The sequence below is a fragment of the Leptolyngbya sp. NIES-2104 genome (assembly GCF_001485215.1).
GTDB lineage: Bacteria > Cyanobacteriota > Cyanobacteriia > Leptolyngbyales > Leptolyngbyaceae > Leptolyngbya.
Genome location: NZ_BBWW01000001.1, coordinates 2,815,927 through 2,832,147 on the forward strand (window position 1 = coordinate 2,815,927; position 16,221 = coordinate 2,832,147).

The following is a 16,221-nucleotide window of genomic DNA, read 5'->3' on the forward strand; positions in this document are numbered from 1 at the left end:
TGAGCGATCGTCTCAGTCATAGTTTCGTGCAATTTCCCCGGCAGTATCTGTTATGAATGATTGGCAAAAGGACTGGTTTGAAATGTTTGACACGATCGCGGATCAAGTCGAAGGATTTTTGATTGATGTGGCTCAGGATATGACCGATGCCATGAACGATTTTGTTGAGTTTTCCGAAGAAGTGTCGATGCAACTCAATACGACGTTTATCGATGAACTGGAGCAATCGATTACGGTTTTAGTTAGTCCAATTTTAGAAGCTTATTTTGGGATCGGGGGCGCGATCGAAGAGATCACCCAACCCATGACCCAAACCGTTGAACCGATGTTGAAACAGCATCCCGCCTGTGTCGGTTGTCGCCATTTTCACGGGCAGTACTACGGAGATAGTTTATTAGTCTGCGGAATGCACCCGTACGGAATGGAGGCAGGGGTGGAAACTTGCCCGGATAAGGAAGCCGTGAATTGGGGGATGTTCCACTCGGATGATTCTGAGCATTGGTAGATTGCCCAACCTGAACCCATGCTCTATTCCGTCAAAGAAAATAATGCCTAAGTGCCATGTTTGTCATTCAGAAGGATCTCTTGAAGAATTAGTGGATGAGATTTTTGAAATCGATGGAAAGTTTTACCTAGTTGAGCAAATCCCCTCACTGGTGTGTTCTCACTGTGGGGAAGAAATCTTTAGTCGAGAAACGACTGAGCGAATTCGCGTCATGCTGCACAGTGAGGCAAAACCCATTAAATCCATTTCTGTGGATGTGTTCGCCTACCCACCAAAATCAAAGGCTTCTTGAGTGTGCAGCACGATCGAGCATCACATCCGAGGGCGGGGAACTGAAGCCATCCGAGACACCGGAGCGGTCGCAGGTTTCCTCATATGCCCATTTTGAGCAGGCATTGCCACATTCAAAATCTCAAGATTTAGTCGATACCCAACATTCCGCACCGTCTGAATCAAATTCGGCTGACGCGGATCAATTTCGACCTTTTTCCGCAGCGACAAGACATGAGTGTCAACCGTCCGAGGATTGTCAATTTCATCGGGCCAAGCGCGTTCTAACAACTCCGATCGACTTAACGCTGATCCGCCCGCCTGCGCTAACACATACAGCAAGCTAAATTCCTGCGGCGTTAGCTCGATCAATTCCCCCTTAAATCTCACGCGACGATGCACGAGGTCAATTTTCAGATCGCCAAAATCGAGATTGATCGGAGGAGCGGCGACCCGTTGCCGTCGCATCAGAGCTTCCACTCGTGCGAGGAATTCCTGCATTCCGAACGGCTTGGTTAAATAATCATCCGCGCCCGATCGCAGTCCTTCGACAATATCCGATTCCGCCGTCCGCGCTGACAGCATGAGAATCAAACACTGCTGCTGTTGGAGCCAGCGACAAAACTCCAACCCGTCGCCTGATGGCATTTCAGAATCGAGAATCACGAGATTGGGTTGCCGCAGCAAAAACCCTTCTCTAGCTTGATGTAAGTCGGCTGACTGGTGCACTTGGTAGCCCGCCTGCTGGAGATGCCATCCAAGCAGCGATCGCAGGTGCGGATTTCCTTCAACGATTTGTATGTGAATGGCTCCCACGGGGGCTATTATCCTCAAAATGCTTGAGATAAGGGTATCAAAGCTTTATCCCTTCGATTTGTAACGGGTGCTACCCAGCCTCTCTCGGTTTGTACGACGAACCATTGCTGTGTATTCCGATTTGTAGAATTTCGATACAAACCGAGAGACATCAAGCTGAAATGTTAAGCTTAGGTAATACCAAAGTGAGTCAGATGTCAAACGGCATCCTTTCATGTCGATCGCACTATGCTTCAAGATTCTTTGACGATCCGCTACTACCAACGCCTCTCCGACAACCTTGTCGAACTCTGGAACCGTGGCTATCGCTTTGATGATATGCGGCTCTATTTAGACGGGTATTTGTCTGCCCTCAGACACGCGAGCGTGTTGGAACCCTACCAAATCAACCGTCTTGAGGAGGAAATCACGCGCTACATTTATGATCCGTCAAATTTTGACAGTGTGATGCCGGAACCTGATTACCGATAAAGAATCAAAGGGGCGCTTGTGTGTGCCCCTTCTTCGTTGAGATCTAGGAAGCGAGGGCAACTTCTACGAGTTGTTGCAGTTCGCCCTTCTGGTACATCTCGATCATGATGTCCGAACCGCCGATAAATTCCCCGTTGATATAGACCTGGGGAATGGTGGGCCAGTTCGAGAATTCTTTGATGCCTTGGCGGATGTCGGGATTTTCCAGCACGTCTACGGTTTCGTAAGGGACACCGAGCGTGTTGAGAATTTGTACAACATTGTTAGAAAATCCGCACATGGGCATAAGCTTGTTGCCCTTCATGAACACCATGATTTTGTTGCTATCAACCAGGCTTTTGATTCGTTCTTGAGCGTCTGACATAGGAGTTTAAGAGGGGGTAAACGTTAGTTTTTGGTTGCCCATTCTTCGGGCGTGAACGTGTTGAGAGAAAGCGCATGAATCGCCTCAGATGCCATCGCTTGCTTGACCGCACCGTAGACAAGTTGGTGCTGTTGAACGCGCCGTTTTCCAGCAAATTCAGAAGAGATTACCGTCACTTCAAAATGCTCACCATCCGGGCTAACGACCGCGACCTGGGCATCCGGCAATCCTGTTTTGATCATTGCCTCAACTTGATCCGGGCTAATCATTCTTTCTCCTCATGATCGATTCGCGACTGTTACTTCTCTAGTCTAACGGGTGATGTTAGAGAATTTTTATCGCGATCGTCGCCATTGTTGGATCGCTTTTTGTGCTTCAGCGTAGATTTCCGGGCGATCTTTGGGAACGAGTTGTGCGGCTGCGATCGCTTGTTGAAATTGTTTCTGGGCGGCTCGTTGTCGAGCGATGTCAAGAATGTTCCGACTCCAGCGCTCGATGTCTTGTTGTGCCTGAGCGTAAAGGGGATCGCTTGGCGGAACTTCACGGGCACGATTGATCGCTTTACTCGCATCAGAAGCAAGGGTCGGTTTGATGAGCGATCGCGCTTCATTCAGAATTTGGGCAGAAGATGCTGCTGTTGGACTGGGAGAAGTGACGACTGTTGGAGCGGGTTCTGTTTTTGCAGCCTGCTGCTGTCCGCCCATGAACGCTGACCAGTTGCGGAATAAGACACCGAGCAATAATACGAGCAGAATTGCGCTGCCTCCGAATAGAAGCCGTTCCCAAAACATTTGATCCTGACCTTCGGGTTCAGGTGGAATTGGAGAAGGATCATCGATCGGGTCAGAAAGGGTGAGATCCGGCACTGGATCGGAAATTGTTAGATCAGGTACCGGGTCTGGATCATTGATTTCTACAGGTTCAAGTCTGAATTGATCTGGAATTTCCTCTTGAGAGATTTCCGCAGTCGCGCCCATGATCGTCGGTTGAGCGGAGAAATCCCCAAACGGAGAATCGCTCTCAGCAGTGAGATAAAGATCATCTTCGATCGCGAATGGATTCGATTCCGCCGCTGTCCAAGAATCGGTTTCTGCCCAGTTCACAGGCATGATCACTTGATAAAGCTGATCGGGATCAGAGACGACGAGAACCGGATCTTGAGTCGGTCGATCGCTGTGATCACACAATTCTGGTAAGCGCAGTTTGAGGAAATCTTCTAGAGCGGACAGCGTTGAACATTGATGCGATCGCAATCCTTCTAATAATGCCTGTGTAAATAATCCGTGATTATATGCGGGTGCTTCATGAGAAAACTGCTCTGGACGACAAGACAGCGTGGTTGGAATGCCATATTCACGAGACAAAGCTGCTGTCTGAGTGCCAATTTTCTCATTAGAAACTGACGAAGAGCGATTGAAATCGAGCAGGACAAAAATCTTTTGAGTCGGAAGCGATCGCAAAGCTTGAAACAGCGATCGAACAGAGAATCCCGTTTCTTTGATGCGATTGGGATCGCCATCGATCGGTAATAAATAATCTTCACCATCTACACAAATTCCGTACCCGCTGAAGTAGCACCATAAGCCATCTTCGGGCTGGAGTTTTTCTTTGAGAATTTTTGTCCAATACTGCAAATTTTCATGGTTCGGGTCGGTCGAACATCCGAATAATTCCGGAGAAGTATCGGTAAGCAGTAAGCAATGTTCTGGTAAAAACCCCGCATCGCTCACCAGACTTTCACAGAGAGATTGGGCATCTGGCTGGGCAAAATGAAGAGGTTGAAGGAACTGATAGTGATTGATTCCGACTGCGATCGCCCAATAATTGCTCATCCCAACACCTCGACTGTTTAGAAAGGTTCGCGCAAACACATCATAGAAAAAAACTGCTTTTTTGCAACAAAAACCTATTCCTTAACTAACATGATTCACAACTTTTCCCGTGTTGTTCGTTTTTTGACATCTGCTATGAATTTTCGTTCTTCGTTGGTTCTGAGTTTTCTCAGTCTTGGATGTGGTGCAACGGTTTGGGGAATCGATGCAATCGTGGCTCCGGTCGCGGTTCAAGCGTATACGGCTCGTGTTGAAGTGATCCTCGATCGAGCGGCGAATGAATCGTATGAAGGAATGGTGCGACGAGCGGAATTAGTCGCACGAACGGCGGCGCAACGGGGATTCGATCGCGATTTGTTAGCGAATGAAGTGTCGATTGTGGTGGTGGGGCGAAATGGTGGAATGGCGGCTCCGGTGGTCACGCTGTGGGTGACGCGATCGCAGTGGCAGCAACGCCCAGAAGCGCGACGATGGGCGACGTATTATCGGAATTCGTCGAGATTATTGGGATTTTAACGATTAACAAGATTTCGCCCCGGATCAGAATCTAGGGCGATTTTTGATTAATGTGCGTACATTTGATCCAACCGCAGAAACGTCTGTAACAAAACATTCGTTCCTTGAGCGCATTCTTCAGGCGAGGTGTATTCCTCTTCAGAATGACTAATTCCCGCCTGACTCGGAATAAAGATCATTCCCATATCCGTCACCCGTCCAATTTCTTGAGCATCATGCCCCGCTCGACTCGGAAGCTGCATACTCGGTAGTTTCAAATCGTGGCAAACTTGCTCGATCGCATTCATAATTCCCGGTGCTGCCAAGGTCGGAAGAATGTGCAACGTTTGACGCATCTCGATTTCGGTTCCGGTCGATTCGGCGATCGTAGAAATCTCCGCTTTCAACCGCTCAACTAATTCTTCTAAATGCGACTGCGACAAATCCCGTAAATCGATTCGCAAATCTACTTCACCCGGTACTGTATTCGTCGCATTTGGGGAAACCGTCAAATATCCCACAGTTGCGACCTGATCGCCCGGTGTTTCTACTGCGATTCGATTCACCGCTAAAACAATTTGTGCGCCTGCAACCAACGCATCCTTTCTCATGTTCATCGGAGTCGTTCCCGCGTGATTCGGGCGACCTTTAATCTTGAGCGCGAATCGGTACTGTCCGACCACACCGCTCACAACCCCGATCGGCAATTTTGCATCCTCTAACACGCCGCCTTGCTCAACGTGTAATTCAACAAACGCAGCGATATCACTCCGTTTTGCCGTCGCAATCTTTGACCAGTCGCCGCCGACCTTCGTTAAACAATCCTGGATCGGTGTGCCATCCAAACGGACGTAATAAGCGGGATCTTCGTGGACTTCGCCCGCGATCGCTTTACTGCCAATCACCGATCGTTCTTCGTCGCTGAACACGATGACCTCGATCGGATGATCCAACCGAACGTCATTTTCCCGCAGCGTCCGCACCACTTCAATCCCAGCCAACACACCCAAACAGCCATCAAACGCGCCAGCCACCGGAACCGTATCAATATGCGATCCCGTCGCCAACACAGGAGCATTCGGAAACTTGCCTTCATAGCGTCCGATCACGTTGCCAGCCGCATCGATTCGAGTCGTCATGCCAGCGTCTTCCATCCAAGCTTGAACTTGGTTTCTCGCGCTCAAATCCGCATCGGTGAACGCAATCCGGCAGACTCCACCGTTTTCGAGTTTCCCGATCGCGGCGAGATCAGCAATACTTTGATTTAAGCGATCGCAATTAATCGTCAAACGTGCGGTAGATAAAGATACGGGGGTCATTGTCATACGGTTACCTGTTGTAGAAGTCGAAAGTAAGCTATCTGGGAAATTTCTGCGATCGCTTGTCGCATTTCGTCGGGTTGGGAATGCTGGAGACGGGTTTCAAATGCTTCGAGAATGCTGGTTTTCGTGTGATTTTTCACGGCAATAATGAACGGAAACCCAAACTGAGATTTGTACTGCTCATTTAAACGGTGAAAGCGATCGTATTCTTCAGCAGTTAATCGATCGAGTCCCGCTCCAGCTTGCTCCTGAGTGGATGCTTCCGCCATTTTTGCTTTGCTGCCTAAATCAGGATGGGCACAAATCAGGGCAAATTGCTGCTCATCGCTCATCGCGTTCACAACTGTCAGCATTTTCTGATGCAAATCGTCCACATCCGTAAACGGGCGTTGCTCCCACGCTTGAGATGCGATCGTGGGAGTTTGTTCAAAAATCTCGCCTAACGCTTCGGTAAAGGCGGATTGTTCCATCTGATTGAGGTCAAAGAGCGAATACGGCATCAGTGTAAAGGTCCTGTCAGAATCGTTTTCGCGATCGCGCTTGTTACCGCCGTTGGGGATTCCGTCCGCAGTTGGTCATACCATTGCGCGGTGAGTTCCGGATCTTTGCCGTGAATCATTTCGGCGCGACTGCGGGCTTTTTCCACGATCGAACTGGTGCGATCTTTTCGAGCCTTTTCGTATCGCTTCAGAGCATCCTCAACGCTGATATTTGTTGTAACTAAGAAATGATTCAGCATATAGACATCTTCGAGCGCCTGACAGCCTCCTTGACCCAAATCCGGGCAAGTCGCGTGAGCGGCATCACCGAGGAGCGCAACTCGACCACGAACCATACGATCGACGGGTCCCACATCGGAAATTTCCAGACGATTTGTTTTTTCGGGATCAATCCGCTGAATCAAGGTCTGAACAGGTTCCGCCCATCCTTTGAAATGTTCTACCAGTTCCGATCGAATTAATTCTGGTGGCGCACTCGTTCCCAGCGGCAAAGGCACATCGAAGAAGAAATACAGCCGATTTCCGCCGACTGGCATCATCGAAGCCCGTTGATGATTCCCCACATAAATCGTCCAAGTATTCGGAGGCGTAATCGCTTCATCCGCTTCGACCAATCCATTCCAGTTCACGTAATCGCGATATGTCGGTTGCACTTCACGTTCGAGAACATACTCGCGTAAGGTTGATCGCACTCCATCAGCCGCAATCACTAGATCCCCAGTCGCCTGATGTCCGTTCTCAAAGGTTGCCGTCACTCGATCGCCGTGTTCTTCCACACTGATGCAGCGATATCCCAAATTCACTTCTCCAGGAAACGCCTCTAACAGCATCGCTTGTAAATCTGCGCGTGCTACCGGATAAGGACGCTGCCCAACTTCCTCGATCAAGGGTTGAAGGTGAATCTGATTCATCACTTCGCCATGAATGCCGAGGTACTGCATGTGATTCATCTGACCGCCGATCGCAGCAATTTTTTCTCCTAAACCAAAGCGATTCATCACCTTGACCCCATTCGACCAGAGCGAAATCCCTGCACCACGGGGGCGAAGTTCTTGAGTGCGTTCGTAGACTTCGACTTCATAGCCCGATTGAGAAAGCGCGATCGCAGCGGTCAAGCCTCCAATCCCCGCACCGATCACCACAACCTTTAAGCGATACATAACCCATTCCCCCTAGAATCTGACCGGACATTCAAGTATTGCTGTTGCGGTTCGATCTTGATTGTCACAGAATTTAAGAATACTGTATACAGATAGATCTAGCAGTCAGCATTGAGAGAGATTGATACTGTGATTGATGCGATCGCACCCTGACAAAAATCCGACGCTGCGACCCAATCCATACGACACAAGGCTGTCAGAATGGAAAGTTGCCCGAATGGAGCGATTCGATCGGATCGTCTCTCTCAAAGTTCTATAACATTACAGAAGGAGCATTGGTATCGTGACGAGCAAAGTGACCCCCGGAAATCGGCGTGTATTTATTTGTGGTTCTGCTCTACGTGGACAGCCCGACCACCAAAATCTACAAGGAGCGCAATTTGTTCGGACGGCTGCAACTCAACCCCGCTACCGCTTGCACGTTGCGGGTGAAGATTGGCATCCAGCCATTTACGAAACGGAATCCAGTGGCATTTCGATCCCTGGCGAGGTGTACGAAATGACACAAGAACAGTTTGACTATCTCGCTGCAAATGAGCCGCCAAATATGTATCCGGTTGAAGTGCATTTAGATAATGACGAGACTGCAACGGCGTTCCTGTATCCCAAAGCACTGATCGATGAGTACAATTTGCCCGACATTTCTAATACTTATGGTGGTTGGGCAGCGTACAAGGCGAGAACTGCCACAGTTTAAATTTCTTTTTTAACTCCTCATGATGATTCAGGCGGCAGAGAACCGATTGTTTTTCACTCTTAACGGCGATCGCATTTCCCTCAAAAATGTATCGCCTTCGATGACCCTACTTCAGTATCTCCAGCAATCTCGACGAACGGGAACAAAAGAAGGCTGCGGTGACGGGGATTGTGGCGCTTGTACGGTAGCGATCGTGTCTCGCGATCCTGCTGGAAATCCGACTTATCAAGCGGTGAATAGCTGTTTGATTCCGTTGGGCGCGATCGCAGGGCGAGAAATCGTCACTGTCGAAGGAATCGCAAACGGAAAACTGCACCCAGTTCAAGCCGCAATGGTAGAAACGGGCGGTTCTCAATGCGGTTACTGTACGCCTGGTTTCATCATGAGTATGTTCGCGGATTACTACACGGGCAAGGTCGATGACTATACCGTTGAAGGAAATTTGTGCCGCTGTACTGGATATGTTCCAATTCGACGAGCCGCGCAGTTAGTCACGGGTGCGGAACCTTCCGATCACTTTTCAGAACGATTAAAGCAAGCAGAGCTAGATTTAACTTCGGTCACTTACTCGAATCAGGAACAGCAATTTCATCGCCCAAGCCAACTATCGGAAGCTTTGGAACTTTTGCAGCAACATCCGGAAGCAATCTTGGTCGCGGGTGCAACCGATTTAGGCTTGGAAATGAGTCATCATCGGCAGACGTTTCCAATTCTGATTTCGCTCGAAGGCGTTGCGGAACTTCGACAGATTGAACATACAAGCGATCGAGTCACGATCGGTGCTGCTGTTCCCCTTCATACGATCGAAACGAACTTACACGGCGTTTTCCCCAACCTCGACGAAATGTTGCACTGGTTCGCAGCAAAACAAGTCAGAAATAGAGCCACGATCGGCGGAAATATTGGAACTGCTTCACCGATTGGTGATTTGCCTCCGGTGTTGTTGTCGCTTGATGCAGAAGTGACGATCGCGAATCCAAATGAAACCCGAACAATTCCATTAATCGACTTTTTCAAAGGCTACCGTCAAACCGATCTAAACCCTGGTGAAATCATTATTTCAGTCACAATTTCAAAAACTATCACTGAAGGTGCTGTAAAACGTCTCAGTCAATCTTACAAAATCGGCAAACGTGGAACCGATGACATTAGCATTGTCGCGGCAGCTTTCGTGATTGATCTCGATGCAAATCACAACATTGTTCATGCTCGATTAGGATATGGCGGAGTCGCAGCAACTCCTGTAAGAGCGATCGCAGTGGAAAACGCTCTAATCGGTCAACCTTGGACGATCGAAACAATCCAACAAGTTAAACCCCTCCTAAGAGAAGCATTCACACCTTTGACTGATCTGCGTGGCAGTGCTGACTATCGAAAGCGATTAGTTGCAAATTTATTTGAAAAATTCTTTGCGGAAATGGAGGGTGAATCATGAGTGTAGGCAAACGTCGATCGCACGAAAGCGCAGAACTTCACGTCACCGGAAAAGCTATCTACACTGATGAACAGTGCCAACCTGCGGGAATGCTCTCTGTCTATCCCGTAATGGTTCCTTGTGCAAAAGCAAGACTTCTTAAAGTTGATAGCTCTGGTGCTTCAGAAGTTGATGGCTTTGTCACGGTCATTACTCCTGATGATGTTCCGGGTTTGAACAATACAGGCGTGATTATTCATGATGAAATCCTGTTACCCACTGAAGAAATTAGCTATTGGGGGCAAGCGGTTGTTTGGACAGTGGGAGAAACCGACGATGCAGCGCGGGAAGCCGCTTCCAAAATCAAAGTAGACTATGAGCCACTAGAGCCGATTCTGAGTATTAAAGATGCGATCGCGAAAGATAGCTTTCACTCCAAACTACCGACGATCAAGCGCGGAGATGTCCAAAGTGCTCTTTCTAGTTCTGATCACACTCTAAGCGGGGAAGTTTCAATGAATGGGCAAGACCATTTCTACCTTGAGACTCAAGCCAGTTGGGTAATCCCAGACGGGGAAGGGAACTATCAAGTTTATTCCTCAACTCAGCACCCCACTGAAACTCAAATCATTGTTGCTCAGGCGTTAGGATTGCCCTCGAATCGCGTGACTGTAACTTGTATTCGGATGGGCGGCGGCTTTGGTGGTAAGGAATCTCAGGCGAATCCGTACGCCTCGATCGCTGCAATCGCCGCTCATAAAACAGGTCGCCCAGTGCGGGTGAAATTAAAGCGATCGCATGACATGACCCTAACCGGAAAACGTCATGGTTTCCTTGGAACTTACCAAGTCGGTTTTACTGAAACTGGAAAAATCACAGCGCTCGATGTTGATCTTTATGCTGATGGAGGCTGGAGCCTAGACCTCTCGCCGCCTGTATTACTACGAGCAATGTTGCACGTTGATAATGCTTACTACATTCCAAACTTAGAAGTAAGAGGCGCGATCGCAAACACAAACAAAGTCTCAAACACTGCCTATCGCGGCTTTGGTGGACCTCAAGGAATGGTGGTGATCGAAGATATTGTCGATCGCATTGCTCGATCGCTCAATCTTGCTCCTGAAATTGTTCGAGAACGCAACTTTTATCACGGTTCCGGTGAAACGAATACAACCCATTATGGACAAGAGATTTTTGATAATCGAATCGATCGCGTTTGGAACGAAGCACAAGAGCAATCCAACTTTTCAGAGCGGAAATATGCGATCGCTGGGTTCAATCAATCCCACCGTTACAAAAAACGCGGACTCGCGATCACACCCGTTAAGTTCGGCATCTCTTTCAACAAAACCCAATACAATCAAGCAGGCGCACTCGTTCACATCTACACCGATGGGAGCATTCAACTCAACCACGGTGGCACTGAGATGGGTCAGGGCTTGCACACGAAAATGCTTCAAGTTGCGGCGAAGACTTTGGGAGTGAACATCGATCGCATTCGGATGATGCACACCAGCACCGACAAAGTGCCGAATACTTCCGCGACTGCTGCTTCGAGTGGTGCCGATCTCAATGGTCAAGCCGTAAAAAATGCTTGTGAAACCTTAAAAGCTAGAATTGCAACGGTTGCTGCACAATTACTCGAACTCGACACGCCTAATGATCTGGTATTTGAGGACGATTGGATCTATTGCAGAACCTATCCGAGTGCTCGAATTGAATTTGATACTGCTGTCAAAGAAGCTTATGGCTATCGGGTTTCGCTCTCAGCAACCGGATACTATCGCACTCCAAACCTGTCTTGGGATGCTGCAACTGGCAAAGGTAGACCGTTTTACTATTTTGCTTACGGTGCAGCCGTGAGCGAAGTTGAAGTCGATGGACTCACAGGAATGTTCAAACTGCGACAGGTTGATATCGTGCACGATGTCGGTGAATCGCTCAATCCGTTAGTCGATCGAGGTCAAATCGAAGGCGGATTTGTTCAAGGAATGGGCTGGCTCACGATGGAAGAGTTAGTCTGGGATGCTCAAGGACGACTCCGCAGCGATGCCCCCAGCACTTACAAGATTCCGACGATTTGCGAAGTGCCTGAAGCTTTTAATGTTCATCTACTACAACGCGCTGCCCAAGATGGTGTCATCTATGGCAGTAAAGCCGTTGGAGAGCCGCCGTTTATGTTGGCGTTGTCAGTGCGTGAAGCAATTCGATCGGCGATCGCTGCTTTCGGTCAGGTCGATTCTGTGCCGCTCCCGTCTCCTGCCACTCCTGAGACGATTCTATGGGCGATCGAGCAAGTCCGGTCGAATTCAGTTCAACCTGCACTCAGCGAAGTTCGCTAAAGTCCCATCTTGCGTTTGATCGATCGAACATAGCTCCGAAAATTATTCGGTGTAAATCTGTGTTGATAAGACTCCCTGAATTGTTCAATTTGGCTCTCATCAAAAGCTGCTAAGAGATTCGGGAAGTTTCCTTGCAAGATGTGGTGATACATCACTGTGTAACTCTCATCTTGATTGTGTAAGTTCAGATAGTTTGAATCGTCGATCGCTAAAAGAATGGGAAACTGCGATCGTAAAAAATCAAAGAAATCTGGAATCGATGTTCGCTGAAACGCATTCAAACACCAATGATTCAGTTCCAACACCACAATAGGCTGATAAGTTGCAAGTGTTTGTGTTGCACCTCGAAGCACTTGCCCTTCAAATCCTTCGACATCAATTTTGATGAAATCTACCTGTGACAGATTGAGCGATTGAATCACTTCGTCAAGCTGTCGGATCGTAATTTTCTCAGTGACATGACCCGCCTCGATCTGAGTTTGATTTGAGACGAAACCACCCGATCGATTAGCAGGCGAAAACGTTAACGTAAACTCACCCGATTCCTCTCCAAGCCCTGTATTTTGCAGAGCAATGTTCTCCAATCCTGAATTAAGAATGTTCTTTTCGAGTAACTGAAACGTAGTCGGAGAAGGTTCAAAAGCGTAAACTTCCTTTGATAGTTCACCAAACAGCAAAGCAGTACATCCAATGTTTGCACCAATATCTAAAATAACTTCACTACCTGTTGCAACCGCTTTAAATAGCTGCACCATTTTCGGCTCAAAGCGCTTCTTGATCTGTTTCAGATAGTTGTCATCTGAAACGATCGTGTATTTCTTACCTCCGATTTCTACGATCGCTTGCGTCACATTTCTCATCTCTTTTTGCCTACTCTCTATCACGAAAATATCTGTCTTTCAGTCCCCTTCAGCGGACTTCGCACTGTCAGCCCCGAATTCCATTCCGGGGCGGGATGGCAAGAAGCGCAAAGGCTTCAAAATGTCCCCTAATCATCCTCAACCTTCAGCAACTGTTCATCGATCGCCTTTAATCTCGATCGCACAATTTCCTCAGACAAAATCCGCTTTCTCAACGCATCATTCAGCGCATTTTTCTCAGCTAACAATAATCGCCTTCGCACTGCATCAAACCGCGAATCTCGAATCGCAATCTCGATCGCTTTTTCCGATCGACGATTATAAAAATCTCTCAACGATCGTTCTGCCGCTGCAACTTTGATTTGATAGCTCGATCGCAGTTCTTCATACACCGATTTCGGCAACACTCCACTTTTCAGCAATGTATCAAGCTCGTCCTGTGCTGCTTTCGCGGTCATTAACTGCGATTGCAATCCTTCGATCCACTGCTGTGTTTCTGAAGTGTGAGATAACTTTAATTTCTGAACGACTAACGGAAGTCCAACGGCTTGCCCTACCAACGATAAAAGAACTGCTCCAAATACGATCGCAATCAATGATTCTCTTCCCGGAATATTCGATGGCAAACTCAACACCAAAGCCATTGATAACGAGCCTTTAATATTGCCAAGAAACAAGACATGCTGCCACTTTAACGGAATCGGTCGATCGAACACTTTCACCAACGCCAACAACGGATAGACCGCCAACAATCGCCCCATCTGATACGCCATCACCGCCAACAACACCGCTGGCAAAGTCCGCCCCAAAGTATCCAGCCGAAGTTCCAACCCAATCAGCAGAAAAATAAATGTATTGACTCCAAATCCTGCATATTCCCAGAAACTTAGAACCGTAATGCGACTCGATGCCGAAACACTCTGCGATCGCTCCAAATTCCCAACCATCAATCCCGCAATCACCACCGCCACCACACCCGAAACCTGTAGAAATTGACAAAGCTGAAACGCACTCAGCGCGATCGCAACCGTCAACAAAATACTACTGAGCGGATCATCTTCCGATTGCAAATACAATCCGACTCCTAAATAACCTAAGACCAACCCAACAACGACTCCGCCTGCAATCACTACGACCAACTCGCGCACACCATCGACAAGCGTAATATTTCCAGTCGCATTAAACTTCAGAATCAAACTAAATAGAACCAGCGCGATCCCATCATTGAAAAGACTTTCACCTTCAACGATCGTGATTAATCGCGATGGAACCGCCACTTCCTTAAATACCGCAATCACCGACACCGTATCCGTAATCGCCAGAATCACGCCCGCCAACAACGCCGGAACCCACGGCAACGCCAGCCCAAATTTTAACCCGATCGCCGTCACGCCCACCGCAATCAACACTCCCGGACCCGCCAGCAGCAAAATCGGTCTCAACGTACTCCGCAACCGTCGAATATCCGTATTAATCGCCGCCTCAAACAACAAAATCGGCAAAAACAAATTAATAATCAAAGCCGAATCCAGCCCAACTTTCTGGGGCAAAAATTCCGCGATCGCCACCCCCGCCAAAACCAACCCCGTCACATACGGAACCCGCAACCGTCTCGACAACAACGCCACGATCGTTGCCACCAGCAGCAAAATGATCAGCACCGTCACCAACTGCGCGAACTGACCCTGATCGCCTGTCGCGATCGCCAAAACTTGCTGTGTCATCATTTTGTGACTGTCTCACCCCGAATCGCCTCTAAAGACCATACTGGATCTAAGCGGAATTGCATCGATCGCATCCCCGCTCCCGAAAAACTTCCATTAAGATGTTCTTTTCCCCGCTCAATTGAGGATTAAAAGCAGTGAGTCCAGAAACCCTTGTAAAATCTCCCACTCCCGTCCCATTTTCCACCGCAGAATTTGACGAATACGTGATGACCACGTATGCCCGCTTCCCGCTGACGCTCGTTCGCGGCTCAGGCTCGACCGTGTGGGATGACCAAGGGCGAGACTATCTGGATTTCGTCGCCGGAATTGCCACTTGCACGCTCGGACACGCCCACCCTGCAATGATTGCCGCTGTCACCGAGCAAGCCCAAACCCTCGTCCACGTCTCTAACCTCTACTACAACGAACCCCAGGGCGAACTCGCGAAGTGGCTCGTCGAGCATTCCTGTGCCGATCGCGCTTTTTTCTGTAACTCTGGAGCCGAAGCCAACGAAGCCGCGATCAAACTCGCCCGCAAATACGCTCACACCGTCCGCAACATCACAAATCCAGTCATCATCACCGCAAACGCCAGCTTCCACGGTCGTACCCTCGCCACAATTACCGCCACCGGACAACCGAAATACCAGCAAAACTTCAATCCGCTCGTTCCCGGCTTCCACTACGTCCCCTACAACGACGCTGAAGCGCTGAAAAGTGCGATCGCTGACCTCGACCAATCCGAACCCCAAGTCGCCGCCATCATGCTCGAAGGCTTACAGGGCGAAGGCGGTGTCCGTCCTGGCGATCTCGCTTACTTCCAAACCGTCCGCCAATTCTGCGACGAAAAAGGCATTCTCCTGATCATGGACGAAGTGCAAGTCGGCATGGGACGCAGCGGCAAACTCTGGGGTTACGAAAATCTCGGCATCGAACCCGACATTTTCACCTCTGCAAAAGGATTAGGCGGCGGTGTTCCGATCGGTGCAATGCTCTGCAAATCTCACTGCAACGTGTTCGGACCCGGAGATCACGCCAGCACTTTTGGCGGTAATCCATTCGCCTGTGCGGTCGCTCTCGCGGTCTGTCACACAATCGATCGCGAAAATCTCCTCGCTCACGTCCAAGCCCGTGGTGAACAACTCCGCTCCGGTCTCACTCAAATCGCCCACAAATTCCCTTCTCTCATCGCTGAAGTGCGCGGTTGGGGACTGATCGACGGTCTGGAACTCAGCGCTGACAACACTTTCACCGCCCCTGACATCGTAAAAGTCGCAATTCAAGAAGGCGTTCTTCTCGTGCCCGCAGGTCCCAAAGTCGTTCGCTTTGTCCCCCCCTTAATTGTCACCGCTGAAGAAATCGATCGCGCTCTCACCGCTGTCGATCGTGCCCTCACCCTCTTGAGCTAACCAAAATTTTGCCAAAAGTCCTCGATTGCCTATAATAGAGGACTGTAACAAATCCTAA

The 16,221-nt window shown here is 49.0% G+C and carries 17 protein-coding genes; 8 read left to right on the forward strand and 9 right to left on the reverse strand.

Features of this window, described 5'->3' with window-relative positions; genetic code table 11:
- Nucleotides 1–52 precede the first annotated feature (52 nt).
- Together NIES2104_RS13120 and NIES2104_RS13125 are read left to right on the forward strand one after the other, a co-directional pair.
- On the forward strand, nt 53–505 hold the full coding sequence (locus NIES2104_RS13120) for a hypothetical protein (protein ID WP_058998626.1): 453 nt from the start codon (nt 53–55) through the stop codon (nt 503–505).
- 43 nt (nt 506–548) lie between these two features.
- Entirely contained in the window at nt 549–797 is a 249-nt protein-coding gene (locus tag NIES2104_RS13125) for a YgiT-type zinc finger protein (RefSeq protein ID WP_058998627.1), read from the forward strand.
- Nucleotides 798–817: 20 nt separating this feature from the next.
- On the opposite strand, the gene NIES2104_RS13130 is transcribed toward NIES2104_RS13125, so the two are convergent.
- Entirely contained in the window at nt 818–1,591 is a 774-nt protein-coding gene (locus NIES2104_RS13130) for a response regulator transcription factor (protein WP_058998628.1), read from the reverse strand.
- A gap of 228 nt (nt 1,592–1,819) precedes the next feature.
- Here NIES2104_RS13130 and NIES2104_RS13135 point away from each other — a divergent pair, with 228 nt between their 5' ends.
- On the forward strand, nt 1,820–2,062 hold the full coding sequence (locus tag NIES2104_RS13135) for a DUF6761 family protein (RefSeq protein ID WP_058998629.1): 243 nt from the start codon (nt 1,820–1,822) through the stop codon (nt 2,060–2,062).
- A 43-nt stretch (nt 2,063–2,105) separates the two neighbouring features.
- Here the strand turns inward: NIES2104_RS13135 and grxD are convergent, their stop codons facing one another.
- The 3 genes from grxD to NIES2104_RS13150 all read right to left on the reverse strand — a co-directional run bounded on the left by grxD (nt 2,106) and on the right by NIES2104_RS13150 (nt 4,258).
- Nucleotides 2,106–2,426 carry a Grx4 family monothiol glutaredoxin gene (gene grxD / locus NIES2104_RS13140; protein ID WP_058998630.1) on the reverse strand — a complete coding sequence of 107 codons (321 nt, stop codon included), beginning with the start codon at nt 2,424–2,426 and terminating at the stop codon, nt 2,106–2,108.
- A gap of 23 nt (nt 2,427–2,449) precedes the next feature.
- The gene (locus NIES2104_RS13145; RefSeq protein WP_058998631.1) at nt 2,450–2,695 is read right to left on the reverse strand and encodes a BolA family protein; all 246 of its coding nucleotides are present in this window, start codon (nt 2,693–2,695) and stop codon (nt 2,450–2,452) included.
- A 66-nt stretch (nt 2,696–2,761) separates the two neighbouring features.
- The gene (locus NIES2104_RS13150) at nt 2,762–4,258 is read right to left on the reverse strand and encodes a caspase family protein (protein WP_058998632.1); all 1,497 of its coding nucleotides are present in this window, start codon (nt 4,256–4,258) and stop codon (nt 2,762–2,764) included.
- Between the two features lie 135 nt (nt 4,259–4,393).
- Here NIES2104_RS13150 and NIES2104_RS13155 point away from each other — a divergent pair, with 135 nt between their 5' ends.
- Nucleotides 4,394–4,774, forward strand: a complete 381-nt coding sequence (locus tag NIES2104_RS13155; RefSeq protein WP_225895240.1) for a hypothetical protein — start codon at nt 4,394–4,396, stop codon at nt 4,772–4,774.
- 47 nt (nt 4,775–4,821) lie between these two features.
- Here the strand turns inward: NIES2104_RS13155 and NIES2104_RS13160 are convergent, their stop codons facing one another.
- Genes NIES2104_RS13160 through hpxO form a run of 3 tightly spaced genes read right to left on the reverse strand, consistent with a single transcriptional unit; the run spans nt 4,822 to nt 7,735 of the window.
- Nucleotides 4,822–6,078, reverse strand: a complete 1,257-nt coding sequence (locus NIES2104_RS13160; RefSeq protein ID WP_058998634.1) for a Zn-dependent hydrolase — start codon at nt 6,076–6,078, stop codon at nt 4,822–4,824.
- Complete coding sequence (gene uraD, locus NIES2104_RS13165; protein ID WP_058998635.1) at nt 6,075–6,575, reverse strand: 2-oxo-4-hydroxy-4-carboxy-5-ureidoimidazoline decarboxylase; 501 nt, start codon at nt 6,573–6,575, stop codon at nt 6,075–6,077. Before uraD ends, NIES2104_RS13160 begins: the two co-directional genes overlap by 4 nt.
- Entirely contained in the window at nt 6,575–7,735 is a 1,161-nt protein-coding gene (gene hpxO, locus NIES2104_RS13170) for an FAD-dependent urate hydroxylase HpxO (RefSeq protein WP_058998636.1), read from the reverse strand. Before hpxO ends, uraD begins: the two co-directional genes overlap by 1 nt.
- Nucleotides 7,736–8,018: 283 nt before the next feature.
- Between hpxO and NIES2104_RS13175 the strand changes: the two genes are divergently transcribed.
- The 3 genes from NIES2104_RS13175 to xdhB are packed head-to-tail and all read left to right on the forward strand — an operon-like array spanning nt 8,019 to nt 12,188.
- Nucleotides 8,019–8,432 carry a gamma-glutamylcyclotransferase family protein gene (locus tag NIES2104_RS13175; RefSeq protein WP_225895241.1) on the forward strand — a complete coding sequence of 138 codons (414 nt, stop codon included), beginning with the start codon at nt 8,019–8,021 and terminating at the stop codon, nt 8,430–8,432.
- 22 nt (nt 8,433–8,454) lie between these two features.
- Nucleotides 8,455–9,867, forward strand: coding sequence for a xanthine dehydrogenase small subunit (gene xdhA / locus NIES2104_RS13180; protein ID WP_059001705.1), 1,413 nt, complete (start codon nt 8,455–8,457; stop codon nt 9,865–9,867).
- Nucleotides 9,864–12,188: a xanthine dehydrogenase molybdopterin binding subunit gene (gene xdhB, locus NIES2104_RS13185; RefSeq protein WP_058998637.1), complete on the forward strand. Its 2,325-nt coding sequence runs from the start codon at nt 9,864–9,866 to the stop codon at nt 12,186–12,188. Before xdhA ends, xdhB begins: the two co-directional genes overlap by 4 nt.
- Here the strand turns inward: xdhB and NIES2104_RS13190 are convergent.
- Entirely contained in the window at nt 12,185–13,048 is an 864-nt protein-coding gene (locus tag NIES2104_RS13190; protein WP_058998638.1) for an FkbM family methyltransferase, read from the reverse strand. The genes xdhB and NIES2104_RS13190 overlap by 4 nt on opposite strands.
- A gap of 128 nt (nt 13,049–13,176) precedes the next feature.
- On the reverse strand, nt 13,177–14,775 hold the full coding sequence (locus tag NIES2104_RS13195; protein WP_263970953.1) for a sodium:proton antiporter: 1,599 nt from the start codon (nt 14,773–14,775) through the stop codon (nt 13,177–13,179).
- A 134-nt stretch (nt 14,776–14,909) separates the two neighbouring features.
- Between NIES2104_RS13195 and NIES2104_RS13200 the strand changes: the two genes are divergently transcribed.
- Nucleotides 14,910–16,163 (forward strand): aspartate aminotransferase family protein, encoded by a 1,254-nt coding sequence (locus NIES2104_RS13200; protein WP_058998640.1) that lies wholly within the window; start codon nt 14,910–14,912, stop codon nt 16,161–16,163.
- Nucleotides 16,164–16,221: the final 58 nt, after the last annotated feature.